Source organism: Sphingobacterium detergens, assembly GCF_003610355.1.
Lineage (GTDB): Bacteria > Bacteroidota > Bacteroidia > Sphingobacteriales > Sphingobacteriaceae > Sphingobacterium > Sphingobacterium detergens.
Genome location: NZ_RAPY01000002.1, coordinates 656,522 through 683,344 on the forward strand (window position 1 = coordinate 656,522; position 26,823 = coordinate 683,344).

Annotated in this window: 24 protein-coding genes; 13 read left to right on the forward strand and 11 right to left on the reverse strand. The window is 41.7% G+C overall.

The annotated features are described in order from the left end of the window. Positions 1-8: 8 nt before the first annotated feature. From DFQ12_RS14825 to DFQ12_RS14845, 5 genes are all read right to left on the reverse strand, one after another. Complete coding sequence (locus tag DFQ12_RS14825) at positions 9-1,001, reverse strand: ABC transporter permease (RefSeq protein WP_120259831.1); 993 nt, start codon at positions 999-1,001, stop codon at positions 9-11. Then, positions 964-1,962: an ABC transporter ATP-binding protein gene (locus tag DFQ12_RS14830; protein WP_120259832.1), complete on the reverse strand. Its 999-nt coding sequence runs from the start codon at positions 1,960-1,962 to the stop codon at positions 964-966. The genes DFQ12_RS14825 and DFQ12_RS14830 overlap by 38 nt, the downstream gene beginning before the upstream one ends. Positions 1,963-1,987: 25 nt before the next feature. After that, entirely contained in the window at positions 1,988-2,842 is an 855-nt protein-coding gene (locus tag DFQ12_RS14835; RefSeq protein ID WP_120259833.1) for a COG1470 family protein, read from the reverse strand. A gap of 211 nt (positions 2,843-3,053) precedes the next feature. After that, complete coding sequence (locus DFQ12_RS14840; protein ID WP_147420428.1) at positions 3,054-3,335, reverse strand: hypothetical protein; 282 nt, start codon at positions 3,333-3,335, stop codon at positions 3,054-3,056. 69 nt (positions 3,336-3,404) lie between these two features. After that, positions 3,405-3,851, reverse strand: coding sequence for an Hsp20/alpha crystallin family protein (locus DFQ12_RS14845; RefSeq protein WP_120259835.1), 447 nt, complete (start codon positions 3,849-3,851; stop codon positions 3,405-3,407). A gap of 348 nt (positions 3,852-4,199) precedes the next feature. On the opposite strand from DFQ12_RS14845, the gene DFQ12_RS14850 reads away from it, so the two are divergent. The 4 genes from DFQ12_RS14850 (at position 4,200) to DFQ12_RS14865 (ending at position 7,235) form a co-directional block, all read left to right on the forward strand. Beyond that, positions 4,200-4,469, forward strand: coding sequence for a hypothetical protein (locus DFQ12_RS14850; protein ID WP_120259836.1), 270 nt, complete (start codon positions 4,200-4,202; stop codon positions 4,467-4,469). 129 nt (positions 4,470-4,598) lie between these two features. Further along, a complete protein-coding gene (locus DFQ12_RS14855; protein WP_147420429.1) occupies positions 4,599-5,621 on the forward strand; it encodes a hypothetical protein in 1,023 nt (340 codons plus the stop codon). Between the two features lie 9 nt (positions 5,622-5,630). Continuing rightward, positions 5,631-6,353 carry a hypothetical protein gene (locus DFQ12_RS14860; protein ID WP_120259838.1) on the forward strand — a complete coding sequence of 241 codons (723 nt, stop codon included), beginning with the start codon at positions 5,631-5,633 and terminating at the stop codon, positions 6,351-6,353. A gap of 285 nt (positions 6,354-6,638) precedes the next feature. Next, the gene (locus tag DFQ12_RS14865) at positions 6,639-7,235 is read left to right on the forward strand and encodes a hypothetical protein (RefSeq protein ID WP_120259839.1); all 597 of its coding nucleotides are present in this window, start codon (positions 6,639-6,641) and stop codon (positions 7,233-7,235) included. A 107-nt stretch (positions 7,236-7,342) separates the two neighbouring features. On the opposite strand, the gene DFQ12_RS14870 is transcribed toward DFQ12_RS14865, so the two are convergent. Next, positions 7,343-8,506 carry a metallophosphoesterase gene (locus DFQ12_RS14870; RefSeq protein ID WP_120259840.1) on the reverse strand — a complete coding sequence of 388 codons (1,164 nt, stop codon included), beginning with the start codon at positions 8,504-8,506 and terminating at the stop codon, positions 7,343-7,345. 276 nt (positions 8,507-8,782) lie between these two features. Continuing rightward, positions 8,783-10,663, reverse strand: a complete 1,881-nt coding sequence (locus DFQ12_RS14875) for a RagB/SusD family nutrient uptake outer membrane protein (protein ID WP_120259841.1) — start codon at positions 10,661-10,663, stop codon at positions 8,783-8,785. Positions 10,664-11,227: 564 nt separating this feature from the next. Between DFQ12_RS14875 and DFQ12_RS14880 the strand changes: the two genes are divergently transcribed. From DFQ12_RS14880 to DFQ12_RS14895, 4 genes are all read left to right on the forward strand, one after another. Continuing rightward, entirely contained in the window at positions 11,228-11,575 is a 348-nt protein-coding gene (locus tag DFQ12_RS14880; protein WP_120259842.1) for a hypothetical protein, read from the forward strand. A gap of 18 nt (positions 11,576-11,593) precedes the next feature. After that, positions 11,594-12,142 (forward strand): hypothetical protein, encoded by a 549-nt coding sequence (locus DFQ12_RS14885; RefSeq protein ID WP_120259843.1) that lies wholly within the window; start codon positions 11,594-11,596, stop codon positions 12,140-12,142. Positions 12,143-12,400: 258 nt separating this feature from the next. Then, on the forward strand, positions 12,401-12,901 hold the full coding sequence (locus tag DFQ12_RS14890) for a hypothetical protein (protein ID WP_147420430.1): 501 nt from the start codon (positions 12,401-12,403) through the stop codon (positions 12,899-12,901). Between the two features lie 149 nt (positions 12,902-13,050). Then, positions 13,051-14,448 (forward strand): Fic family protein, encoded by a 1,398-nt coding sequence (locus DFQ12_RS14895; protein WP_120259845.1) that lies wholly within the window; start codon positions 13,051-13,053, stop codon positions 14,446-14,448. A gap of 18 nt (positions 14,449-14,466) precedes the next feature. Here the strand turns inward: DFQ12_RS14895 and DFQ12_RS14900 are convergent, their stop codons facing one another. Continuing rightward, positions 14,467-15,021, reverse strand: a complete 555-nt coding sequence (locus tag DFQ12_RS14900; protein WP_120259846.1) for an SMI1/KNR4 family protein — start codon at positions 15,019-15,021, stop codon at positions 14,467-14,469. Positions 15,022-15,180: 159 nt separating this feature from the next. On the opposite strand from DFQ12_RS14900, the gene DFQ12_RS14905 reads away from it, so the two are divergent. Beyond that, the gene (locus tag DFQ12_RS14905; RefSeq protein ID WP_120259847.1) at positions 15,181-15,708 is read left to right on the forward strand and encodes a hypothetical protein; all 528 of its coding nucleotides are present in this window, start codon (positions 15,181-15,183) and stop codon (positions 15,706-15,708) included. 111 nt (positions 15,709-15,819) lie between these two features. Here DFQ12_RS14905 and DFQ12_RS14910 read toward each other — a convergent pair whose 3' ends face one another. Together DFQ12_RS14910 and DFQ12_RS14915 are read right to left on the reverse strand one after the other, a co-directional pair. Next, a complete protein-coding gene (locus DFQ12_RS14910) occupies positions 15,820-16,734 on the reverse strand; it encodes a helix-turn-helix domain-containing protein (RefSeq protein ID WP_120259848.1) in 915 nt (304 codons plus the stop codon). 73 nt (positions 16,735-16,807) lie between these two features. Beyond that, positions 16,808-17,656 (reverse strand): SDR family NAD(P)-dependent oxidoreductase, encoded by an 849-nt coding sequence (locus DFQ12_RS14915; RefSeq protein WP_120259849.1) that lies wholly within the window; start codon positions 17,654-17,656, stop codon positions 16,808-16,810. 345 nt (positions 17,657-18,001) lie between these two features. Here DFQ12_RS14915 and DFQ12_RS14920 point away from each other — a divergent pair, with 345 nt between their 5' ends. Both DFQ12_RS14920 and DFQ12_RS14925 read left to right on the forward strand, forming a co-directional pair. Next, entirely contained in the window at positions 18,002-21,256 is a 3,255-nt protein-coding gene (locus DFQ12_RS14920) for a SusC/RagA family TonB-linked outer membrane protein (protein WP_120259850.1), read from the forward strand. Between the two features lie 10 nt (positions 21,257-21,266). After that, positions 21,267-23,027 (forward strand): RagB/SusD family nutrient uptake outer membrane protein, encoded by a 1,761-nt coding sequence (locus DFQ12_RS14925; protein ID WP_120259851.1) that lies wholly within the window; start codon positions 21,267-21,269, stop codon positions 23,025-23,027. 144 nt (positions 23,028-23,171) lie between these two features. Here the strand turns inward: DFQ12_RS14925 and DFQ12_RS14930 are convergent, their stop codons facing one another. After that, positions 23,172-24,581, reverse strand: coding sequence for an alpha-L-fucosidase (locus DFQ12_RS14930; RefSeq protein ID WP_120259852.1), 1,410 nt, complete (start codon positions 24,579-24,581; stop codon positions 23,172-23,174). 130 nt (positions 24,582-24,711) lie between these two features. On the opposite strand from DFQ12_RS14930, the gene DFQ12_RS14935 reads away from it, so the two are divergent. Further along, on the forward strand, positions 24,712-26,130 hold the full coding sequence (locus DFQ12_RS14935) for a sensor histidine kinase (protein ID WP_120259853.1): 1,419 nt from the start codon (positions 24,712-24,714) through the stop codon (positions 26,128-26,130). Beyond that, complete coding sequence (locus tag DFQ12_RS14940) at positions 26,099-26,809, forward strand: response regulator transcription factor (RefSeq protein WP_120259854.1); 711 nt, start codon at positions 26,099-26,101, stop codon at positions 26,807-26,809. Before DFQ12_RS14935 ends, DFQ12_RS14940 begins: the two co-directional genes overlap by 32 nt. The last annotated feature ends 14 nt before the right edge of the window (positions 26,810-26,823 follow it).

Here is a 26,823-nt window from a genome sequence, read left to right on the forward strand (position 1 = left end):
AGATGCAATCAACTCCGTATTTCTCTCCGCATAAAGATGTAATAGGACCATGCAAAGCAGACCATCATGGCTGCTGTGAGCCCACTGATTTGCGGCCAGACCATCAGAAAACTTTCACGGAAGGAGAGGGGCGATGGAATAGCTCCCACCATCTGCTCCATGGTGATCGGGCCGAGGCTACGTACCGAGGGCATCAACAAGGTAGTCGTTGCATCGGTATAGAGCTGGCTCGGAGATATCCGAAGTAGATTTAAAATCAGCTCATTGTAGCCAATGTACTCCTGTTCCGAAATATAATTGGGATTGGGCAAAAAGGGGCGTATCGCTAAGTTCACCAAAATTGGAAAAAAGACGGTAAAAAATAACCAGATACCGATTGCCGTAAGTGCTGAAGTGGCTGGCTGACGAAAGCGGATTGACAGCAGGATGGAGAGGCTCAGCCAAAAGGCGACATACAGCACACTCATTAGCGTAAATCCAAGGATTCGCAGGAGTTCCTGTGGCTCGATCCGTACACCGGTACCGAGCAGTCCTCCTCCGATCATCATCAGTACCAGCGCAATAAATAAGGTGCCTACAACAACCAATGGTGCCAGAAATTTGGCAAATAGCAGGTTGTCGCGATAAATGGGTTGTGCCAGTAGGCGCGTGAGTGTACCGTTGTTATATTCTGCATTGACGGCATCAAAACCTAGGGCGATACCCAGTAAAGGAGCCAGAAAATTTAAAAAAACATGAAAAGGCGGAATGGAATTATCCGTAGTGGTCAGCAGTTTGAGATACAGAAATGACTGGTCGGGATCACGCATATTGCTGACCGCGTCTTTAAGTCCCATGGAAGAAATATAGAGGGAAGCGCCAAAGGTCAATATAATGAGCAGAATTAGTATGATAAAACGCCAGCTGCGGATATGTGCTGCGATTTCTTTGCGGACCAGCACCTGCATCGGAACGGATGGCTGCTTATTGATATCTTTTGAATAAACTGTTAGATTTTTCATAGACAGTATTTGTTGTTATGCTATTCTCAAAAAATGTATTGTAAATATCGTCGAGCTGGTACTCATTGCGGCTGACGGACATGATATCAGCACCAATGTTGACCAGAATGCGTACGGCTGCTGCAGTGGTATTGCTGTCAGTTATCAGCTCGATCGACTGCCCCGTGATAACAAGCTTACGAATTCCCGGCAGCGCGTTGAGTGCATGTTCAATTGTTGTACTATCGATAGCGGGCTGCTCAAGAGTAATAACCGTGCTGACACCTTGCTGCTGCTGCAGGTTATGGGCAAGGCTTTCGATAGATCCTTCGATCAGCAGCTTACCGCCAACGAAAATACCGACCCGGTCGCATACACGTTGTACCTGATGGAGATGGTGTGAGGATAGCAGTACTGTAAGTCTGTGTTCTCTGCTAAGCTGCTTAATGAGTTCCAGAAATTCATCGACACCCTTGGGATCTATGCCCAGTGTAGGCTCATCAAGAATAGCTACCTCAGGTGCTTTGATCAGCACCTCGGCTAATCCTAGACGTTGTTTCATCCCGCGGGAAAAAGCACCCGTTTTTTTATGCATTTCCCGTTCGAGTCCTACGACATGCAACATGTCTTTGGCCGAAGCTTGTGCATAGGATTTTGTAAGTCCATTTAATTCTGCAATGAAGCATAAGTTTTCAAAAGCTGTCATCTCCGGGTAGAAGCCTACATTATCTGGTAGATAACCAACTTTGCGCTTCACGGCTATGGGATTGCGCGTGGCATTATGGCCACAGACGTAAGCCGTACCGGCCGTGGGTTCGGTCAGGCCCAGCATCATAAGAATGCTGGTTGTCTTTCCAGCACCATTGGGACCGAGTAGGCCAAAAATCTCTCCGGGATAAATATGCAGGTCCAACTTGTCTACGGCAGTTATTTTGCCATAGTTTTTGGTCAGGCCCGTCAATTGAATGATAGGATCCTTCATAATGATAATCTTTTTTGTTCCGACTTTATCTGCGGCCGTATTTGCGGATGAGATAATACACCAAACCTATTGCCAATAGGATGACCAGGGTGCCGATCCAGCCTGAAAGCAAAGAGGTTTTGACGATCATACGGAATGAAATGTCAGCATTGCTGTTGGAAGATTTGATCTCAAATTTGGCGGCATAGTCTCCAGCGATAGTCTTGTCGGGAACTTTTAGGTTGACTTTAACATCGATAGATTTGCCCGCTTCCAGCTGTTTGATATTCGAGGGATTGAAGGTTGTCTCCCATCTACTGGGGAGCTGCGAGCTAAGCTCCAATGCATTGAGCGGAAGTGTGCCTGTGTTTTTTACTTTAATCAGAATCTCCTTGCTGCCGCCGGATACGACTTCGTCGCTGAGCCTCCCACTGGGTGTGGTCAACTCAATTGCATAGGAGCCTTTGACGACTGCCTCCAGCTCAAGCTGTAGTGTATCTGTCGGGGATATGGCCCGCACAGGAATTTTATACTTTTCGGGCTTGGCAGTGATCGGACAACTGATTTCAAGGCTGATTTCCTGTACTTTATTGGGCTGCATCTGAAGGGAGGTCACTTGCGACCCTTCTACACGGTAGCTGATCTGCCATCCCTCGGGGAGCTGCGCGTTAAGGTTGTAGTTGACCAATTGAGCAGATCCATTACTCAAGGTCGTTGTATAACGAAATGGTTCATTGCTGGGGGCTTCAATATTGATCAGCCTCGCTTCAAAGCTAGATTTGAGCGGTTTCACGGTTTGCCCCGATAGGTAGAAACTGTTTGCCAGCACAATAAGTGCAATTAAAAATGGCTTGAAAGAAAAACGTCGGTCTGTTTTTGTAATTAGTAATTCTGTTAACATGATCCAATAACTAAAATTTATATTTAAATAGAATATTAGCTTTTAAAAAATGTCGGTTTTGGTATCAGATACCTCTTTGAAAAAACCGTTCCCAAATTAAAAATCAATTTGATAAAAATCAAGATTGAAAGAAAAAAAGGATTGTAAAAAAAATGTGTTTAAAATGGTTTGTAAGATGATAGGTTGCACCAAATGTTGAAGCTGCCTGCAGTCAGTCGAAATTCACGGCCCTAAAAGTCTTCTTAATGATGATCTTTGTGTTTTCATCCAGTGTACAGTGTATTGATCTTAATTGTGTTTTTAAATTTTCGGTATCATTGAGGAGTAGATTGATGCGCAGTCGCCGGAGGTCGGAGGCCTGAGGATCCCCATGTAGTTCATCAAATAGTTCATGAACAATCTTTTCGCAGCTGTTCCGGTCAAAACTGGCGATAGTCATATAGCGTCCGCGGCAGTACATCTGCAATTCGATATAATAATTTGAGCGTTCCATATCCTGCATAATGAAAAAATAGGTTAGCCTCCGGGGAGACTAACCAAGTTAAAGTTGCTATTTGGATCTTTAAGATATTTCGATCAGCCGTGGTTCTTTTTGTTTGGCTTCTTCTTTTTTTGGTATCGTCAATCGCAGCATACCGTTTTCATAGCGTGCCCGGATATTGTCCTGATCGACCACTTCCTTTTGAAGCTCAAAACTACGCTGGAAGGACTGGTAGCTGAACTCGCGTCGTGTATAGTTATCCGTATGTTCTTCATTTTTTTCCTCTTTGGCAGAGGATATAGTCAATAGGTTGCTGTCGAGCGATACCTTGAAGTCGTCCTTGGTCATGCCCGGAGCTGCAACTTCAACTTCAAAGGTATCTCCGTTTTCCTTGATGTTGACCGCAGGCACTGTGGTGCTTGTGGACGAGTAATTTCTGTTGTCCCAGTTTAAAAGCTCGCGGTTAAAATTATCAAACATGGGCGAAAAAAGTGAAAAATTGTTCCAGTTTCTTTTTGCAAGTTTCATAGTAACCTCCTTTTAATGAAGTGTAACAATAAATTAAATCTGTCAGTCGGCCGACTGTATAAAATATCCCGCAAAAAAAATACCGTCCTTAAAAAACTGAAATTTTTTCACGAAAACTGTCAGATTTTACATGATAAATTGACAGCATCAATGCGATCAAACCTAGACTAGAGAGCAAAATAATACTATTCAATACGAATACATTCGAGTTAAATTGGGGATTGTTGTTTAGAATCTACTAAGGAATTAGGAGTACAGTGGATCATACAAAACCAAGTAGTGTGATTGCACCGGCGAGATTGATCTGTAGTCTACAAATTTATTATATTTGTTATATAAAATAGAGCGATGTCCAACTCCCGATTGAGTCTGATTTTTACCTGCCTGCATGTTTTGGGGGCCTTTCTGCTGTTCATGTATATTGAAGAGCTGAGTACGCTTAATCTGGGTGAGCTGGGGATCTTCTTCGTATTCGGTCTGGTTATAACCGCCCTTGTTTTTGCCATAAAATCAAGACGGACAACCCTGGGTATGCTGCTACTCTTTGCCAATAGTATCTTTCTGCTGATCTGGCTTGCGCTATTCTATTTTATGGCTACATTTACCTTTAAGGTCTAAAAGATCTACTGCTGACAATATTTTTTAACGGATAGCGAATTGTAAGCGATCCTGAACGGATATTAAAGCGGCCTTGCCGACATACGAACTATCCCTATCTTTACGGCCAAATAGATCATAAAAGAAAAAATGAACAGAAAAATAGTTACGTTGCTGTACCTCCTGATATTGACATGTTGTATGGGCAATCGCTTATTTGCGCAAAAATTCTACCCGACGAATTTCCTTCTCACATTTACCGATGAGGGGATTCCAGAAAATGAGATTGCCATATTACATCCGATCTATCTACCCTCTGCTGGATTTGAGCGGGTAGAGGATACGCTTTATATAAATAAGCAGAATAAAGAACAGGTCATGTTGTCCACCAGACAGTATGACAACAAAAATGAAGTGTTATTAACCTATCGTACTGTTGCTGACCTAAAAATTTTTAAGGAACGCTTGCAGGAGTATCAGCCTAAGCTAGAACAGACTGACGCGCATACGTACCAAGCGACGTTTAAAAATCTATTAATTAAGTTTATGATCGCGGAGGATACGGTAATAGACAATAAGCGGTTTCGTGACATAAAATTCCTACTGGTGTATGACAAAGGGCAAAAATTCCCATTTTCTTCGGACAATTGCACCTTTCCGATTACGGAGACCTATCCGTTCCAAAATACGACCTGGTATTTTTCGGCCAAATATAATCGTTCATTATCAAGTTCGGAGTCCAATGATATGCAACTGGTACTTGGTAAGGAAAAGACAGCCTACAAGATTGAATTCTTGGATGACATACATTTTAAAGTAACCTATACTGATCCAAAGAAAAAGGCGCATGTTTACCAGAGTACGTATAATAGTTATAAATCCGAAATCAGTTTTCATGCGAACAGTTATGAATGGGCGGACAAAGATAAAATGGGCAGGGCACTTGTAACCATGCCAGAGAAATATTCTGGGGCAGATTCTTTCTTCTATGATCCGAAGAATTTTGCCCGAGCTGCAGGTACGGCAAGGTACTTCAGGTTTATTTTTTCAAAATCCTATCGTTGGCTCTACCACATTGATGGAGGTTTAATGGAATTGAATACACAGGAATTCAAAGAACAGGGGGATACGAAGATGATGTCTGAAAGTATGCCTAGACGTGAAGATAGATAAGGATTCATAATGAAAAAGCTACTGTTTATTTGCAAACTGATTTTGCTTCTGTGTATTTCCTGTAAACAGAAGCAGTTTGATTTGGCGGATCTCCGTTTTCCAATCGACAAAAAACAGCTCAATATGCTGGGGGTAGAAACAGCACCTTACAAAACATATCTTGAAGATGAAACCATCAAATTTAGCAGTGATAGCAGTTCGGTCATGCACTTTGGCGGAATAGCATTGGCCGGTAATCTCAGTCGGTACGATAAGAATATCTATGCATCCAATACCATACAGTTTTTGGAGGACCGCACAGATAAGACCATTCAGGCCTATAAAGCCACTATTGGTACGAGTGAAGAAACAGAACAATTGGAAAGCTATTTTGATAAGCAGTTTGGGAAAACAGACTTTTACTATAAAGACGAAGATATGAGTTGCAGAGTCTGGGAAAAAGACGGGCTGTTATACTATCTTGGAATAAATTTCGATGTATATAACCCTGATCAAATAAAGAAGCACCGCAGAACAGCATTGTTGTTTGTGGTCAATAAAAGCAGTCAGACACTCATCAAAGAAGAAGCTCCCCAAGGTCATTATTTTCGGTTTTATCACTATTTTTTGGAGGCAAAGGAGAAACCCGAATATAAAACACTTACCTATAGGCAGTATACGGAGTTAAAACAGCGTCAATATCAATCCGAAGGTTTTGAAACGATCTATATCGAGCATTATATCAAGCAATAGAAAACACTTTTGTGTATTAAATTCGTTCGATAGCAGTAGAATGGGCGAAAGTAAATAGATAAATAGGCAAACTTTCTACGCTAATTTATTGTCCTATAGGTATCCATAGTTTGGATAACTTAGTTATAGAAGGTCAGGTTCCTATCGGTATCCTGGCCTTTTTCTATTAAATCGGAAACTTTCTCTATCGTGCATTTGTTTAGCTATAAACAGGATGGCATTGGTAGAGTGGCGTCGCCGCCTATGGCTTGGTCATGGGTTTTACGCGTTTAAAAAAGTAACAGTATGAGAAGGGAACAAATAGAACAATGGATTGCCGAAGGATATAATGTCCTGGAACATAAGAAGCCCAAGGTCGTTAAGGGCGATCTCTGGGAATATCTGAATAATCACGATGGCCATGGTACGGATGTCTATGCTTTATCCGAACTGGCGAAATGTGCTGACCACGAATTGCACCAGATCGAATTGCGAAAATACGCTCAGGAATATGGGCAATTGGGTGAGAAGCAGTTTCTGCGTAATGAGGCCATAAGGTTGAAATCATTTGATAAGTACGAAGCGTTCTTACGCTTATTTTATCCGAATAGTGTCGAAAAAGAAGTTGAGGAAGCGAAATTTTTGGCCGAACGCGTACGAAAGGTAAATAAAGAGGAAATGGAACAATGGGTAACGGCCAACCATATTAATGTGCTGTTGTCCGATTTAAATTGCCTTGATGAGGATGCGATCATGACCGGAATGGTCATACCTTCCGAAGAAGTGGTTAGTTACACTGATGGGGGGCTGCAGGACACCATGGATTGCCATTTGACACCCATGGAATTTTTTAGCCATGCAGACGCTGCGCTGTACTGGATTGATCCTAAAGTAAAAGCTTAGATCGCTGCACTGCCCCAAAAATATGAACTTGATTGGAGGGCAGTGCATAATACTTTTTTCGGCATGATCTGTTTTTTATTGGTTCATGGTTTTTAAGAAAGGTAGTGTTATTTGACAACTTCTTTTGTTCCTTGTTGATCCGTGCTGTAGAACGTACCGTTTTCGATCCATAGTGCATACATTTTTCCTTGATCGGAATTCGTTTTGTGGTCAAGGTCTATGTCGATGACTTTCCCTTGGTAGAGGGACTTGATTTGGTCGACAATGGTATGACCTACGATCATCTTACTAGCCTTGAATCTGATCAGTGTATTTTCGAGGTTCTGTTGCGATTCCTCCTCGTTTGATATGCCGCGATACCAGATCGGGCTTTCATTCCCGATAAATATATCCTTGGCTTGTTCTCCTTTTTTGAATACTTTGTCAATAGCTGCCCGCACATTTTCGTTGATCTGCTGTATCGTGTACTCCTTGGGGAAATCTTTTCGGATTCCGGCATGGACGAACAATAGATCACCGATTTTTTCTACGACATTCTTTGTCCTTAGCCAGCGTCCGAGCGCCGATTCTCTTGCGTACCAGTCTGCATATGGAAGTTTTAGCGTATCGGCATTATGCTCATATTTGTCGCGGAGATATTTTAGCTGGCCTTTGAGGTTCATCATCTCATGGTTGCCAAGTATAAAATGAACCTTACCGCCTTGTTTTTCGGCTTCATTCTCCAGTTTGTAGATCAACCAGAGACATTCTGTGACCTGGAGTCCACGGTCAAAAAAATCGCCGTTCAGGACAAGATGATTTGCCCCGAATGTCCAGTTAAATTGGCTATCAATGACTCCATTGCCCTGTAAAATAGATTTAAATCCTTTGAAATTACCTTCGATATCGGATAGTGCCAATATCTTTGCCGGACGGGAATATTCGCTGGGTTGTACTTGAACGCTGTTGTTCAGCAGGAAGCGGAACCGATCGCCCGTTTCATCGACATAACATTGCAGGCTGTCATTTTCGCTTATCTCAGCAACAGAGGCTGTGAATCCCTTTGGGGATGGAACTACTTGATAATTTAAAATCTTGCCATCACGATAGATAATGATAGGGCCGTCGGCACTGACTGTCGAACTGTCTTCATCCGTGGCGCCATGTTTGATGGACCAGCCCGGAAAGATATAAAGCCGCTGGATAATTTCAAAGTTTAATAACAATGCGCCGATACCAAAATAAAGTACGATGGTAGCACATGCGTAAATGAAGATTCTTTTGAATTTCATAAAAGTGGGTTAATGTAAACTGGAGTTAATTATGTTTTGTTAAAGATTGTTCGTGGCCGACGGATATAAATCTGCGGTATGTCCCTCCTTGAGGACGATTTTTACCGTATCTTCATTTTTATCGGTCATGTAAAAAATCTGCCCTAAAAATAATGCTTCTCCGGTGTATTATCCAGTACCATTTACAATGCATCATGTAAAACGCGAATTGTAAATGGTACATTTATTTGGTCTTTATTCAGCTGGGTACTGCCGTGGCTGGGTGAACTCAATAAATTAATAACCCGGATTTTGAGTCAATAGCGCATTTTGATGCAATTGTACTTCCGGAATCGGTAGTAATAATTTGTTTTTATCAATTGAAAGCTCAAGTTCAGCCCGCTGTACGCGTTTGAGTGCAGCAAAATACAGCCCCTCATTTTTCATGTCCTGACCATAAACATCGGCAATTGCAAGCCATACAGATGGACCGGAAGTGATCAGCTCCGTAGAACCATTTCTTTTACGGATTTGATTAAACTGCTGCAGTGAGCTCAATGTGTTTCCGAGATGGTAATCGACTTCACTGCTTATTAATAAAACCTCCGAATAACGGACGATATGATGAATACGGCCTTTTGAATACCAGGCGGCGTTGTCATTACGGGGAATGCTACCCACAGCCTCAAAATCCCAGCTCAATATTCCTTCAGGAACCAGTGAACTATGAACTTTAAAGGGAGCAGCAAGGCTGTATAAGCCGGATTGCATGAGGCGGTCTAATTGGACTCTGGCTTCGGCATACAAACCCTGATCGCGGAGAAGGCGGGCCAGCACAGTAGCCCCAAGGCCATAGTCTGCCTGTGCTAATTTGGGTACAGCAGTTTTTAAGCCATTGATCAGCTCGGTCCTGACATTTTCAGTTTTGCTCCGTGCTATTGCCGGACCGTTCTCTAGTTCTTTATAATTGTCAGGATGGACAAAAACCGGGTCACCCCATAGGTTGATCATCTGATCGTAAAGTAGGGCGAGATAGGTATAACCAGTATATTGAAACTGTTGTGCATCCATTACTTTGGTCTTACGAGATTGATCAACAAGGAGGTTTATCGCTCGGATCAGTCTATAGTAGCTGTTATAAAGATCCGAATTGAGCGGATTGGAAGCTGATACCCGATGACGATAAAATTGGGTGTAGTCCTCCAAGGTCGTGTTGCCGAGTGTTCCTGAATATAGGCCTTCCAGTATGAAATATTTCTCGGAAAGCCTGACCATATCCAAACGGATGGAATTGTTGAAAGTCTGAAAATCTTCAAGTGTTTTGAAAAAACTATCTTTGATAATTTCACCCACTATTCTTACAGTGAATTGATCCTGAATATTAAAGTTTTTTAGTTCGAGACCGTTATCCTTATAGTGTTTTTTGATATTAAAAATAAGGAGATCGGTATTTAAGTGGCTGAGGCTATTTTTGAAAACAGTACTTACAGTTTCGGATAGTCTACCATCCGTTTCCAGATCGTCAGCAATTGTTTGGATCAGTGCGACCAGTTTGACATTGTCTGATTCACTGGCTTTTAAAAGTGCTGCTGATACAGCCAACAGGATAGCGGCATGATCGCTACTGTCGCTCAGACTGATACTTTCGGTAGTTGACGGAGCTGCGGTCCCGACAAAAAGGGCTTTGTATACTTCGGCAATGGCCTGCGTTTTAGCTGTCTTGAAATCCAGTTTTTGGGATTGAACCAGGTACTGGACACGCTTCTGTTCCAGCTGACCGAATATATTTAAATTGAACTGCTTTTTATCCCGGATATTAACCAGGGAACTTAACTTTATCGGAGTGGTAGACTGATGACCCGTGATTTCGTCAAAATAATTTCCGTCTATATTGACCTGAATAAAATCACTTTTTAACGCAATATTCTGAAATTCAAAACTGCCTTTATCATCGATTGTTTTTGTGGTAAAAGTACGCCCAGTAGGCTTTAACTGATTGTCTAATTCTTGTATGGTTAAACTTGCTCCCTTACTAAATGGGCCTTTTTCGGCAGCTCCTGAAAGAGAAATGCTGTTTTCTACTGGGGGAGGGTCTACAGATTTCGAACAGGAACTGATCCCTACAAGAGCGATCAATACTAGTAATATAGGTTTTAACCGAATAAAGCGTGCTGTCATAAAACTAATTTTATATAGGGTATTGAATAGGGGCAAAATTGACTTGGCCTAATCGGTTGAAAGATAAGTAAAATGTATTTGTGTATTTTCCTTTGAATAAGAAAATTACACTAAAGTGTTTGAGATTAGTACCTGATCGCTTTTTTTATCGAAAAATAATGCATTAATATGTTAATTATTACCTTAATTGGATTATTTGGCATAATATCTGTTGCAATAGCGATATATATCAACCTACGGGGAAAATGGGCTGATATGCCTAATTACAACCGTAGAAAAAACCACCAAATAATATATAATGAGAGAGCCTCCGGATGGAGGCTTTTTTCTTTTTTTGGCCATCGGATTTATTCTTGCAGATTGTTGGGTATTTTTGTTAATTTAATTATGGAATAATTTCGGTTATACCATCTGATTATAAAAGGGAAATTATAATCGTAATAATTTTAGCGTATAAAAATAATGAAATCTCTACGGTTATTTTCTGTAGTTTATATTTTACTATTTGGCTTTAGCTGTCGCTCGAAACAAGAGCCTCCTAAGGTATGTCATATTATTTATACCATGGGATTTGGATACATTAGTCTAAAATTTGATGAGACCGGAAATGCAAAGGCAAGCGCGGGAAGACGCTACGACTTAGACGCTCATCACTTTAGGCCTGAAACTGTTACAGACAGTATCGAATTTCAGCTAAAGAATAGTACTATCTTTTTGAAAAAATTGGAGGAATTCAAAGAACCGAAAATAGAGAGTGCGCAAGGCTACAGTAGGACGCAGATTTTTCTAAATGATTCCCTTTATTATGATACAAAAATGTATTCATCTGATTTTGGTGACCTCTATTCAATTATTTCTGATGAAATACCGAATGAATTTAACCCTTTTAAAACCAGTAGATTCGGATATTGACGAGATTTTTGTTGTTTTATGAAGAGTAATCTAAATACATTTTTATTTTTTTATGCCATATCTTTTTCTGCTTTGTTCTTGTTTTCTTGTGGACCTAAGAAAAAGAAGCGGGAAAAGGAATTGCGGATTTTGTTTAATCAAGAATTCGTTGATGAGCAGTACGGTGAGGAAAGGTACTTGAGTGATTCCTATAGGTATGATTCCGCTGCATTTTTTGTTGCTGACAATGATACAGTTCCGCTAGAAAAATGGTATAGCCTGCTGGATGAAATGGCCAAATTAAAACGGTACAAACCCGAAATGAATGATATTATACATAAACATAATTATTGTTCAAATCTAGAGATCGAGTTTTTCGACCATGAAAAATCGTTATGTCAATTGTGTTTGAACCCAGATAACAAAACTGTAAGGTTAAATTATTTGGTTTATGAGGTCAACCCACAGTTGCTTTCCTTTTTTCGTAATTATATATCACAGGATTCAGCAGTTTTTATGGCTAGTGGAAAAAGTGATTATGTGAAGAAAGTAATGTTTAATGATCGGAAGACTAATGGGAGTCAGTGAATAAATTTAAGGGAATGGAAATTTATCCTGAATGTTATGATAAATAGTCAAATTTGAAATTTATACAGCAATATCTTCTTGAAAAGAGACGTAAGATCAAATTGAGACTTGGCCGGTCAGTGGAGCGATCATTGGTAGTTCAATTGGTGGAGCTTTGGATTTTGCAGCTCATGAGGATCATGCATCTGATGTTCGGTACGTTTTGGGAGGGATGCTACAAAAGGAGTATAAAGATTATCTTTCAAAAAAATGTGATGTATGTCGATTAGGAAATTACTACAGCTGCTTGTCATTCTTTTTTACCTTGTTTTAATGAGCTGTAATCAAAAATCCCAAGTGGGAATCATTGATGATCCCAGAGATCTGGAATTACCTCAGAAAGTAGCTGATTCGCTTTGGCGTAAAGCAATTAATGAAGGCGACTTCAAGGCTTACAATGAAGTTTCAACTAATTATTGGCTCGTCTTAAAAATGCCTGAATTATATTATTATGCGCTATTGATGGCGAATAGACATCAATGTCCGGAGGCATATTTGAATCTATATGAGATGCTTATAGGGGAGGGAACGATAAATGGAGTAGAAGTTAACGGCAAGGATAGCATCTCGCGGAATCAAGCATTATTTTATCTGCTCAAGGCTTATGAGCTTGGTGAAGAAGATGCCGTCTATAGTGTGTATAAAGAGTTTGGTGATAGTATTTCTCTTCCTAAATCGATCAACTATCTAAAGAAAATTCAGAAATTTTATACAAATTGATGTGACCTCATAGCAATTGACCATTTTGTTTTGTCGCAATACAAGTATATTGCGACAAAATATAATGATAAATGTCGTTATAAATCTAAATTGCGACATTTTATTTGTATTATTGTCGTAATAACTGTCGCAAATAATGCAGATGTATTATGGGAAAACAACGGGAAATTGAGCAGCAGATCTATAGGATCTTGCAGACTTTGGGTAAATTTGCGCAAGGAGCTTCATTGAAAGAGATTAGGGAAGCGTCCGGATTGCTTATTGAGACCAGATCGCTGCAAAGGCGTCTCGAGAAATTGAAAGAGGAGGGAGCAGTATACCTATCCGGTAACATGCGCTCCACGATGTACCATCTTTCATCGTTGACGGAAAAAGGAGCTATGCTAACGGAACCCTCATTTCCGTTTGAAAAGTCAGCAGAAATTCCGCTGTCTTCTGAGGGGGAGGAAATTAAGATGCTTGTTGGCCGACCACTGACTGAACGGATTCCCATTGGTTACCAGGCTGATTTTCTGCTGAACTACCGTCCCAATATAGATCGTTATCTAAGTAATGATGAAAAACGGCAGCTAGCCGAGATAGGTCAGACAAATACACTGGATCAACCCGCAGGAACATACGCGAGATCGGTACTGGAACGGCTGTTGATCGATCTTTCGTGGAATTCAAGTCGGCTGGAGGGAAATACCTATAGTCTATTAGATACCCAATATCTGATCTCTTTGGGTAAAAAGGCGGACCGCAAGGATGATGCTGATGCTCAGATGATTCTTAATCATAAGGAGGCTATTGAATTTCTTGTTCAGGGAGGCGAGGAGATAGATTTCAATGTGTATACGATTACCAATCTGCACGCACTGTTAGCAGATAATCTTCTTCCGGATTCCGCTGCTGCCGGTCGACTGCGAACATTTGGAGTCGGTATCACAAGATCTGTTTTTACACCATTGGCGATACCTCAGCTCCTTGATGACTTGTTCAGAACATTACTGAGTAAAGCGCAGGAAATTGAAGATCCATTCGAACAGGCCTTCTTTATCATGGTACAGCTGCCGTATCTGCAGCCTTTTGATGATGTCAATAAACGCGTTTCCCGCCTGGCAGCAAATATACCTTTTAACAAACGTAATCTGTCGCCATTGGCATTTGTGGATGTTCCCGAAGAATTGTATGTTAAAGGATTGCTTGGGGTATATGAACTCAATCGTATAGACCTGTTAAAAGATGTTTTTATATGGTCATATAAGCGTTCGGCAATGCGTTATGCTGCTATCAAGCAGTCTCTGGGAGAGCCTGACCTGTGGCGGATGCAGTATCGCGATGATATCCGACAGGTGATCCGGGCGATCATCCTAGAGTCGATGGCTCATCAGCAGGCCGTCAATACCATCGCACAGTACGCTGAACGGATTGCCGAAAGCGACCGACAGAAATTTATAACTGTTGTCGATACGGAACTGTTGTCCCTACACGAAGGGAATTTTGCCCGTTTTCGCATCAAACCGTCGGAATTTAGAAGATGGCAAGAAGTGTGGAAGAGAGATTGATGTCAATAGTCAGAAAACTTATTTTACGATGAACCGTTTGGGGTATTCCGCTGCAGAATTGATATGGAAGTACTCGTCGAAATCTGCTTTGGGCGTACTGCTGTAATAATCGTTTAGCAAACCCAAAAATCCTTCGAGGTTAGGGGCGATAACATTACGGTCATTATCCCGGTTCCAATATTCAATTAGTTGCCCTCCCTGACCAGTAAATATTCCACCCTGATCATAACAAATATAACTACCGCCGCCATTATGAAAAATCGGGATCCAAAGCTCGTTCCACCAGTTCTCGATTTCAAAGTCGGTACCTATCATACTAGTCAGTTCCTGCGCAGTGTCCAATGCTTCTTCTAATGGTATAAACGTCGAGTTGTTAACAAAGGCTTCATAGCAGCTATTCCGCTGTCCATTTTTCCACTGATAGAATGCTTTGAGGTCTTGTGGGAGATGTATATCATATTTCTGCTCCAGGGCTTTGAGTGCTTCGAGGCTCAATTGGTTTTGCAAATCGCCATAGAAATCTGGTCTGAGATTTTTGATATGTAAGTCTAAACTTTCCAGTGTCTCTGTCATAATACCTTTTCGGATGCTTTTTTAAAGTTACTCATTAAAATCACTTATGTCAATGGATTTAGATTATCTCCTTTCATCTGGTAGCTTTACAATTTTTCCCTAACTTTAGTATAACAATTTATATTCTATAGGGTATAAACACAAACCTGGTTAATAGTTATGAAAAAGATCGAACTGATCCCACTTGTCGGGATTGATATTGAGAATTTAGGGGCAGTGGCTTTGGGTATGGGTCAAATGGAAGTGCAAGCTATTCTTGGACCACCTTCGGATGCACTGGATGGCCAGTATTATTATGATGACCTCGAACTGAGGCTAGATTTCAATGATCATGGGAAACTTGAATTTATCGAAAGCATTAACGGGCCATTTCCGGAAAAAACGGAAATTAGCATCTATGGACTGAACCCTTTTAAGGTGGAGGCTGAGGAACTGCTCAATATCCTCAGTGAAAAGAACAGTGGCCCCGTTGATGATTCCGAAGCGGGATACTGTTATACCTTTCTGAATAGCGCAGTAGGTGTCTGGCGACAGATGACCGAGGAGGATATCCAAGAGGACATGGAGGCACTAAAGGCTGAAGGTGAGTATGAAGATAATGTGGATATGCTGCTCGAAGACCTGGAAAAATCCAAATTCTTCTGGACAATCGGAATCGGCGTGAAAGGATATTATTCGGGTCAATAGAACAGCGGTTAGTAACGTTTTTTAGCCTAAGGATTTATGTATACTTAGGGCTGAAAAAAAGTTGATGCAAAACTGGTGGATTCGGATGAACTCGTTTTTTGAAGAGGGAATTTATTGAAACAGCTGCCTAAACTCAACAGGACTTTGTTGGGTGGTTTTCTTGAAGACTTTACTGAAAGATTGCGGGTGCTCAAATCCAAGTTCATAGGCAATTTCGCTGATTGACAAGGAGCTGGTGCTCAGACGAACTTTGGCATACTCAATCATTTTATGTTGGATATGCTGCTGCGTATTTTGTTGCGTGTAGACTCGGAGGACGCTGCCCAGATAATTGGGAGATAAGTTGAGCTGCTGCGCCAGAAAACTGACTGTTGGAACACCATGCTCCTGCAATTTGTCTCGGTCAAATTGCGCGGAAAGGAGCTGCTCAAATCGTATGACAAGTTCTTGGGTTGATTTTTTTCGGGTGATAAACTGACGCTCGTAAAACCGCTCTGCATAAATGAGTAAGCGCTCTATCTGCTTAAGGATCAGCTCACGACTGAATTTGTCGATATTAGACTGATACTCTTTTTCAATGTTCTGGAGAATATCCACGATAGTAGCTTCTTCTTTATCCGAAAGAAAAAGGGCCTCGTTGACTTCATATTGAAAGAAATCGTATGTATGGATATGCTTTGCCAATTCGCTGTTCCACAAAAAATCGGGATGTACCAAGAGAATCCAGCCACTAGGTTCGGTACGGATCTCTTGATTGATCTCAACTTTTAGAAATTGTAAGGGCGAGACAAAGGTAAGTACCCCCGAATCAAAATCATATTGCTGTTGTCCATAATTGAATTTGGCGTTTACATTTCGCTTTAATCCGATCGAATAAAAGTGCTGGATCCAATTTAACTTGGTGTCATTGATCGGGTAGTGTACCTGACTATAATCAACCAGACTGATTAATGGGTGTTCTGGCTTGGGCAGTCCGCAGAAGCTATGGAACTCCGAAAGGGAATGAAAGCGAAATGTATTCTCCATAATTGTAAATTTACGTATTTTATCCTTTGTTATTACTGTGTAATCTTCGATACCATCGGCTTTAAAGCGCTATTTAATGGGATTGCTCAAAACCCGTGGATATCGTATAGCTTTTCCATTTTTCAATCTCGGCAGTAAGGGAGCTGATCTTATTTTTAGCGAGTTCATAAGCATCTTCACCCATCAGAAAATGAAATGGGGGATTGGGTATTGTACTCAGCTCAATCAATAACATGGCTGCTCTTTGTGGGTCATTGGCTTGATTGCCGTGAATCTGCTGTAGATGTGCGGCTTCGGTTTCCCTAGCCGATATGTAGTCTGCTATTGGATTCGCTGCGGTGTGGATGGAATTTTCAGATAGAAATTCCGTCCTGAAATAGCCTGGATAAACGAGCGTTGTATGGACGCCAAAAGGCTGCATTTCGACCGCTAGAGCTTCGGTAAAACCAGCGACAGCAAATTTAGTGGAGCAGTATACGCCGAATGCAGGGAAATTACCCACCAGTCCGCCAATGGAAGCAATATTGAAAATATGTCCGGATTGTTGGCGACGGAAATAGGGTGTAATATGCCGGATGAAATTGAGCGAGCCAAAGACATTAACATCATAGTTGCGTCGTGTCTCCAGATCACTGAGTTCCTCTAGGGCACCTGTTTGCCCATATCCGGCATTGTTAACAAGGACATCGATCCTACCGAAATAGTCAATGGCCGAGAGCACTGCCCGGTTGACATCTGTATCGTTGGTGATGTCTACCTCAAGGGGCAGAAAATTTTCATGATCGCCAATTTCATCTTCCAGCGCTTGTTTTGTTCGTGAAGTCGCCACAACAAGATAATCCTGGGCGAGCAGTTCTCTTACTAAGGTTAGCCCAAGCCCCCTAGAGGCACCAGTGACAAACCATACTTTTTGTGATTTCATGTATTTTTCTGTTTTAGATAATTTGATATTACAAAGGTGACGATTTGGTGCTTTTTGGATGTAGGCAAATCGATCGATCTTGTAGTCAAATCGTGGATTCCATATTTTTTAACGATTGCTTTTGCTTATTTCACGAATTAATTTCCCTATTGCCTCTATGAAGTGTTGAATTATTAAATTACCAGTTGTGTTATCTATAAGTTTATTTTTTATTAATAAATAGGGCGCTAAACCTGTTTAGTTTGAGGTGGTATGGTTTTTAATTAAATATTTCTTAATATTAAGGTAAATTATAAACCAAGTGAAAGCACCAACTTTGGTGCTGAATTCTAAACCAGACTAAAAATGCAGAAAACATTACTAATCAGTATGGCATTAGGGCTCTCATATCCCACGTGGGCTAATGTAGAGCGTAGTTATGTCAAATTGAACAGAGAGACGCAAGCTATTGCAGTCCAGTCTACCGTGAAAGGTGTGGTAAAAGACAAAAACGGTGCAGCTATGCCCGGTGTTACCATCACCAATTTATCCAGTCAGAAAACGACATCTACCAATGCCTCGGGAATGTTTAACATCGAGGCTGCCAATGGTCAAAAGCTTAAATTGACTCAGGTGGGGTATAACGAGCAGGTCGTGACTGTCAACACAGCTCAATTACAAATTGTAATGGAGTCCAAAGATACCGAGTTGGAGGAAGTTGTCGTAGTCGGCTACGGAACGCAGAAGAAAGCAAACTTGACCGGAGCTGTGGATCAGGTCGGCTCGGAAGTTTTCGAAGGCCGTGTACTCGCTAATGCGAGCCAAATGCTACAAGGTGTTGTTCCCAACCTAAATATCATCCCCGCTGATGGTAAACCCAACCGGGCACCGAGTTTCAATATCCGCGGTACAACGTCAATCGGCCAGGGCGGAAGTGCCTTGATTTTGATCGATGGAGTAGAGGGGGATCCAGCGTCATTAAATCCGAATGATATCGAGAATGTCTCCGTACTAAAAGATGCTTCCTCTGCTGCAATCTATGGCGCAAGGGGGACTTTCGGTGTGGTATTGATTACAACTAAGAGAGCGAAGTCGGGAAAATCGTCCATTAACTATTCCGGAAGCGGATCCTTCCAGAAACCAATTGCTAGACCCAAATTCGTAACGGATGGCTACGAGTATGCATCGCATTTCTTTACCGCCTATAATGCCTGGAATAATTATTCCTCTATCCCCAGCAAGCTGAATAAAACACAGATCTTTACAATGGACTGGCTCAACGAGTTCAAACGCCGCAAAGAGCAGGGGATTACGGATGAAATTACAGTCGATGATAAAGGTAATTACGTTTACTATGGTAATGAGGACTATTACGATGTCTTGATCAAGGACAATACCTTTGTACAGGATCATAACCTGTCGGTAAGTGGCAATACCGAAAAGCTGGATTACTACATCTCCGGACGTGCCTATGATTATAATGGGATGTATCGTTTTAATAGTGATAAATACAAGACCTACAATACCAGGGCCAAAGCAGGTTTACAGATAAATGACTGGTTGCGTATCGCTAATAATATTGATTATAACTACGCGAAATACCGCGACCCAACGACAGGTGGTGAAGGGGGGAATATCTGGCGTAATATTGCGGATGAAGGACATCCATCTTCGCCGATATTCAATCCCGATGGTTCGCTTAGCTTCTCGGCGGCCTATTCCGTGGGTGATTTTATCTATGGAAAAAATAGAACCGAAAGTGAAAATCGGGATCTCCGCAATACCACTTCTTTTGAGACCAAATTTCTTAACAATACCCTGCGGATAAAGGGCGATCTGACTTTTAGAAATCGCGATTTTAACTCGACCCGTGTACGTGTGCCTGTCCCTTATAGCACGCAAGAAGGTAAGATGCTCAAGCTGGAAACAGACATGAACAACAACATTTACCAGGTAGACCAAAACTGGAAATATCTATTTGGAAACCTTTACGGTGAATACGAAAAGACAATAGGTGACCATTATGTTAAAGGTTTGCTGGGGTATAATTACGAACAACGTGTCTATAATTCTTCCTATATCACGAAAACGGGCTTATTGACCGAAAATGTGGATAATATCAACCTGGCTCTCGGGCAAAATACAACCGCTACCGCTGGTTATAATAAGTATCGGAATGTTGGTGTATTTATGCGGGCCAATTATATTTTCAAGGATCGTTATTTATTTGAATTCAATGGGCGATACGATGGTTCTTCCAAATTTCCGACCAACCAGCAATGGGCATTTTTCCCTTCTGCCTCTGCGGGCTGGCGCATTTCTGAGGAACCCTTCTTTACGGTAGACAAAAAGATTATTTCTGACCTGAAATTTCGCGCTTCTTATGGTTCACTTGGGAACGGTAATGTAGACCCATATACCTATATGGATCTCTATGAAATCAAGATCATGGATCGTTTGTTGAATGGACAGAAACCTTCTTATACCATGGTACCAAAGGTTATTCCCGATAATCTGACTTGGGAGACCGCCCGTACAGCTAATTTTGGACTGGATTTTTCATCATTAAATGGGAGGCTGACCTTTACAGGTGATCTCTACCAACGTAAGACCTTGAACATGTATACCTTCAGCGTGGAGTTGCCAGATATATTCGGTGCGCAATCGCCAAAAGGTAATTATGCGGATATGACAACGAAGGGCTATGAATTGAGTGTTGCCTATAAGGACCGTTTCGATTGGAACAATAGTCCATTTAACTGGTCGGTGAAAGCTACTTTGGCGGATTATCGCTCAACCATAGATCGCTATGAAAACAAAGCAGGTCTGTTACAAACTGATCGCTACCAGACTGACCGATATTATGAAGGACAACGACTCGGCGAGATATGGGGTTATGTTACCCAGGGACTTTTCCAAAATCAGGCAGAAATAGATGCAGCTCCGACACAAAAGGTCATCAAATCGTCCAATTCTGGTATTATCTATCCGGGCGATGTACGCTTTGCGGATCTCAATGGCGATGGGGTAATTGACTACGGAACAAATACCATCAATAGTCATGGCGATAAAACCATTATCGGTAACTACGAACCTCGTTATATCTATAGCTTCAATATCAATATGGACTGGAAAAATGTCTATTTCTCTACCTTCTTTCAAGGGGTTGGAAAACAGAATTGGTACCCAAGTAATGAGTCTATCTTTTGGGGGCAGTACAATAGACCATATAACAATTTACCTGAATGGCACCTCAATAATTATTGGACAGAAGACAATCCTAATGGATATTTTCCGCGATATGCCGGTTATAACGAGTCTATTAAAGCAACACCCCAGACAAGGTACCTGCAGAATATCGCCTATATCCGGATGAAAAACATTCAGATTGGCTATAATTTTCCGAAAGCTGTGACTTCTAAGCTCAAGATCAGTAGCTTGCGGGCTGGACTATCGGGCGAGAACTTATGGACTTGGTCGCCTCTGTATAAAAAAACAAAAGATCTTGATGTGGGCAATCTCATGAAATCTGACCCGGATATAAGTGATTCCAATAGTGGTGACGGATTTAACTATCCGGTGATGAAGAGCATTAGTTTTAATTTATCCATTGGATTATAATGTATTAAAAATGAAAAGAATCTTATTTATACCTATAATAGCACTCTTGTTTAGTTCCTGTGAATTGAACGAGCTACCGAAAGCATCGGCAACTGAAGAGGATATCTTCGGAACGGAGAATGGACTGAAAAATTACAGTAACTCTTTTTACCGGGATATTACCTCCAGAAGCGATGCTTTTAAAGGAGATGCGATGGCAGATTACGCTGCAGTAAACAGCTTGAATGATTTTATGGTGAAAGGTGCTTATTCTGCCGAAATCAGTACCGGCTGGAGCTGGACAGCCTTACGGAATATCAATCAGATGATCGTCAAATGTACAAGCCCACAATTGAGTGATGCGGTCAAAAACAATTATATTGGTATCGCCCGCTTCTTTAGGGCCTGGTTCTATTACGATAAGGTGGTACGCTTTGGTGATGTGCCTTGGGTAGATCATCCATTGACCGTTGATGAGACAGATATCCTTCATGCGCCAAGGGATTCACGTGAACTGGTGATGAAGCGTATTATGGAAGACTTGGATTTTGCCTATGCAAATATTACAGGAGATGGCGGGGATGGTACCTTAATTAATAAATGGACTGCATTGGGATTAAAGACTCGTGTGGCCTTATTTGAAGGAACTTTTAGAAAATATCACAAATTAAACTTGGCGACAACACCGGCGGATTTTTTTAAGATGGCCGCTGATGCAGGAAAGATTTTGATGGAAACGGGGCCTTATAGTGTGTATGTGGCCAATGATCCAAAGCTGTCACAGCGTCAATTATTTGTGAGCAACCAGCCTGTGAAGCAGGAAGTCATGTTCGGTCTTGCTTTCAGCAAAGATCAGGCATTGATGAACGATGCCAACTGGTGGTGGACCTCGGCGACCTATGGACCAAGACTGAGCCTGGTAAGACCCTTTATCAACAGCATTTTGAATCTTGATGGAACACCTTATACGGATCGTCCTAATTATCAAACTGAGGAATTTTATGAGGAATGTCAAAACCGTGACTACAGATTGGCACAGCTGATCCGTACACCAGGGTATAAGCGTGGGGGAGAGGCTGCCCCTCCAAATTTTGCAAGTTATACATACACGGGCTATCAACCGATTAAATATACCCTGGATGATCCTTATTATGATAATGGTGCCTATAACATCAACGCAGTACCTTTGATGCGGTATGCTGAAATACTGTTGAACTATGCCGAGGCCAAGCAGGAACTCGGGCAGTTGAATTTAACAGATTGGACTAAAACCATTGGTGCCTTGCGTGCACGAGCAGGAATCACTTCAGGAAATAATAGCTTGCCAACCAAGGTGGACAACTATTTGAAAAATACATTTTTTCCCGATATAAATGATCCTGTATTATTGGAAATCCGTCGTGAAAGGCAGGTCGAGCTAGCACTGGAGGGCTTCCGTTTCAATGATTTGAAAAGATGGAAAATGGGATCCTCGATGGCCAACCTTGCTTGGACAGGTATCTATGTGCCAGCATTGGAAAAACTGATGGATTTGGATCACGACGGCAAACCGGATGTGATTTTCTATGATGGTAGTAAACCTGCCTCTTCCATAACGGCGCCGAGTGGAGTAGCTAAAGTTGCGATTGGCGGGGGAAGTAAAAATTTCCAGACCATGACAACAGATAATCACCTTGAATGGTATAAGGCTGTTCCGAGAAGTTGGGAAGAGAAACAATACCTTTATCCACTGCCGGCTACAGCGATTGTTAAAAATTCCAACCTCGTACAGAATCCAGGATGGACAAAATAAAAGCTTAGTTTCCAATTAACATAAAAAGCATCTCCTTTTGAGATGCTTTTTATGTTATTATCGGTTTGAATTGACCGTGCATTAAGTTAATGGTGGTAAATTCCGCATTATTTGACTGTTTTTTTCGATTACTAATGGATCTATTTACCGCCTCTCCTGATAAACACCCACCTCATTCAGAACCACACGCTCTTTTTCGGGTCGGATACTCAAGCGTAATTTTTGCCCCAATACTTCATCAAAGCGAAAGATCTTGATACGCCCCTGTGTCACCGGACTTGCCGCAAGGGGATACCACTTGCCATCTTTCAAATAACTCAGACTATAAGTGGAGGGATTGTCCTTGCCTTCGGTAATGACAATACTGTTGAAATTTTTGCTGCGTTCAAAATCCAGTTCATACCAGATCTCTCCTTTGGTAGACGGATTGGATACCCATGCGCTACCGAAATTGTCATCATTGGCGAAATCCATAATACTCATATCTTCAGCCCAACTGCTATTGGAAGGAATCTGCCTAGCGATGTTATGGTCTACAATCGGTGCTTGGTAGCTAGGTAATGCTTTGTAGTTGGGTGTTTTCTTGTAAAGTGCTCCGATGGTTTTTAGCGCATCCAAAGCGTTTTGATCCATCAGACCATCACTGTTGGGTGCGACATTGAGCATAAAGTTGCAATAGGCATCGTTGTAGGGAATAACGAATTTCTCTACGAGTTCCTTCACATCTTTTACCGGCGTCGAAGGAAAAGATGTTTTCCAGAACCAGCTCTGTTGCAGCGGTAAACAAGCCATTGCCGGTAACTTATTATGTTCTTTGGAGATAAACTGTCCCGCTCCCTGTTCGTAAGATTTGATATCTGTGTAAAATAAGGCGTCCCCAGGATATTTTGCTGAATTGAGATCCATCAATAGACACTTGGGCTGTAGGGACTTGACCAGATAATAGATGTCGTCAAATGGAACGTCATCATACGAGATACGTGACCAAGGAGCATCCCAGCCGTCGATTACCAAAGCATCGATCTCACCATATTGTGTTAACAATTCAGTCAGCTGATCTTTGATCAACTGGATGTGGGCTTTGGTGATGGTATGTGGACGTATCCCCTGATGTATGTCCAGGATGGAATAATAGAGCATGACACGCAGACCATTTTTACGGAAGGCTTCAGTAAATTCCTTGACAACATCGCGGTGCAATGGGGTGTTCATGACATTGTAATCGGTGGTTTTGGTGTTCCAAATTGGGAAACCACTGTGATGTTTTGTCGTTAGACAACCATAGGTCATATTGGCCGACTTGGCTGCCTTGGCCCATTGGTCGGCATTGAGCTTCGGTGATTTGAAAAGCCCAAGCTCCGCATTTGGATCGGACCAATCTTGCTCCATAAAGGTAGGCATGCCGTAATGAATAAACATGCCGAATCCCAGATTGACAAAATCAAGCTGGCTCTGTTCAAGTACTTTCTTCGAGAAATTTGATTGTGCATATACCATATTGCTCAGTAATAGGTAACATAAGCCGTAAAGTAAGGTCTGTGAAATTTTGGACATAATTTGCTAATTTGTTATCTGGTAAAGATACGATGCAAGAGATTACACTGTGCTTAACGGAAACCTAATGAATGCCTAATAAAAGGTTAATAGCTATTCCGAATAGATAAATAGATGTTATTTTTAACAGATGAACAGCGTCGATAGAAATATATACCCTTGGGCATTTGGTACCAGCTTCCTAATTCTGACTGTACTGATCGGCTTTCTGATATTTAAGACCTATCAGCTCGAAGACAAGGACTATCAGATTGGACAGCTCAATTTGGTCCAGAATGCCTATGGTACAGCGATTATGGATGATAAGATCTTTCCTGGAGGAGATGCCTTATTTCAGACGGAACTGGTGCCTTACCTGAATACCTGGTTTAAGAAAGTGACGGATAAGTCGCCCGATGCAGTGCAGTATGGTGAGACCCGAATGGAATTATTTCTCAAAACTATGCGTACGAAACAGTCTTTGGATAGCATCTTTAACCAAATCGTACAGCAACAAAAGCTCGATCCTGCACTCATTTACTTGTTCCATTTCGATAAGTTGGAACTTTACAATGCTGCGGATAATAGCTGGCAGGTCTTCTATGAAAGTGCCAGTGACGATAGCTCTGGAACCATCAGTGGTTCGCTCAGAAAGACCTCGCTCAACAATCGGGTATTCCAGCTGGCGGTCAGTGATAAGGAGCCCATACCTTATCGATTTACCTATAGTCTCTATGTGGATTATGAGAACCGGAACTGGCGCATCATCCGGCAAATGGTACCCGTGTTTTTGCTTTCCTTGGCCTGTATTGCTGTTATCGTACTGCTGAGTTTTCGAACATACAAAAACTGGGTCAACCAACGTAAGCTTGCCGATCTGAAAACGAGTTTCTTAAACCACATGCGGCATGAATTTAATACCCCTTTGACAACAATCCTGGTCAGTGCACATAGCTTGATCGATAGGGACACTAGACTGGACAATAAAGAGGTGGTACAATTGGGACGGATTGTGGAGCGACAGGCGAAACGGCTCCGTGATTATTTTGAGCAGGTAATGGGATCTGTTGCATTACAAGAGCAGCAGGCTAAAATCATACAGGCTCCTATAGACTTATTGACAAGGGAGATCCTGGATGAATTGTGTCTTCGTTATCAAAGGGAGGTTGAAATTGCTTATATCCCACTTGAAAAGGATTTGCTCATACGGCTGGACGAAGGGTATTATTTCTCGATTCTTGACAATCTGATTTCAAATGCTATCAAATTTAATGACCATCCGCGCAAAACTATTCGATTGAGCTGGGAACAGAAAGCTGAAAAGTATTGCCTCAAAGTTGAGGATAATGGACGAGGAATTGACTCCTCGGACAAGAATACGTTATTTACGGCATTCTATCGTGGGAAGTCTTCGGTTGGCAAGCCAGGACTCGGATTGGGATTATACTATGTGAAATCTTGTTTGGATCGGTTGGGATGGACAATTCGCATCGAAAATAACCTAAGTGGTGGTACTATTTTTTATATTTACATGGACAATGGGTCTTTCAATAGCAAAAAACAGGATTGATATCCTTTTGATCGAAGACGAACCCGATTTGGGCGAGGTTTTCTCGCGCTATCTCCGGTACAAGGGATTTACCGTGATATGGGAATGTACCGCGAAAAAGGGACTGGAAGCTTTTGGAGAATGTACAGCCAAATTGGTGATTATCGATGTGCAATTACCAGATGGAAATGGTTTCGATTTGGCCCAGGAGATCTTGCAGCTTAGAGCCGGGCAGCCGATTTTCTTTTTGACAGCCCTGCAGGAGCGTGCATCGCGTCTAAAGGGACTCTCGTTGGGTGCCGTTGACTATATTGCCAAACCCTTCGACATGGATGAAATACTGCTCAAGATCCGTAATTTATTGGCTGTGGCCTCGACTCCCGAAATAGTGTCCGAACGTAGGCTACAGATTGGTCAGCTGTCTCTGGATATGGAGCGCCATAGCTTGACTGATAAGCAAGGTAAAGCGCAAAAGTTGACCGTTCGCGAAGCGGAATTATTGCGTCATCTGATCCTTCATAAAAACGTATTGGTCAACAAGAAGGATCTCTTATTGTTATTTTGGGGAAATACGGATTTCTTTAATGGTAAAAGTCTGGAGGTTTTTATCTCGCGTATCCGTAAATTACTTCAGCTCGATAATAAACTCCATATTGAAAGTATCTATGGTGCGGGTTATATTTTACACGAAAATAATTAGGTTTAACAAATTGC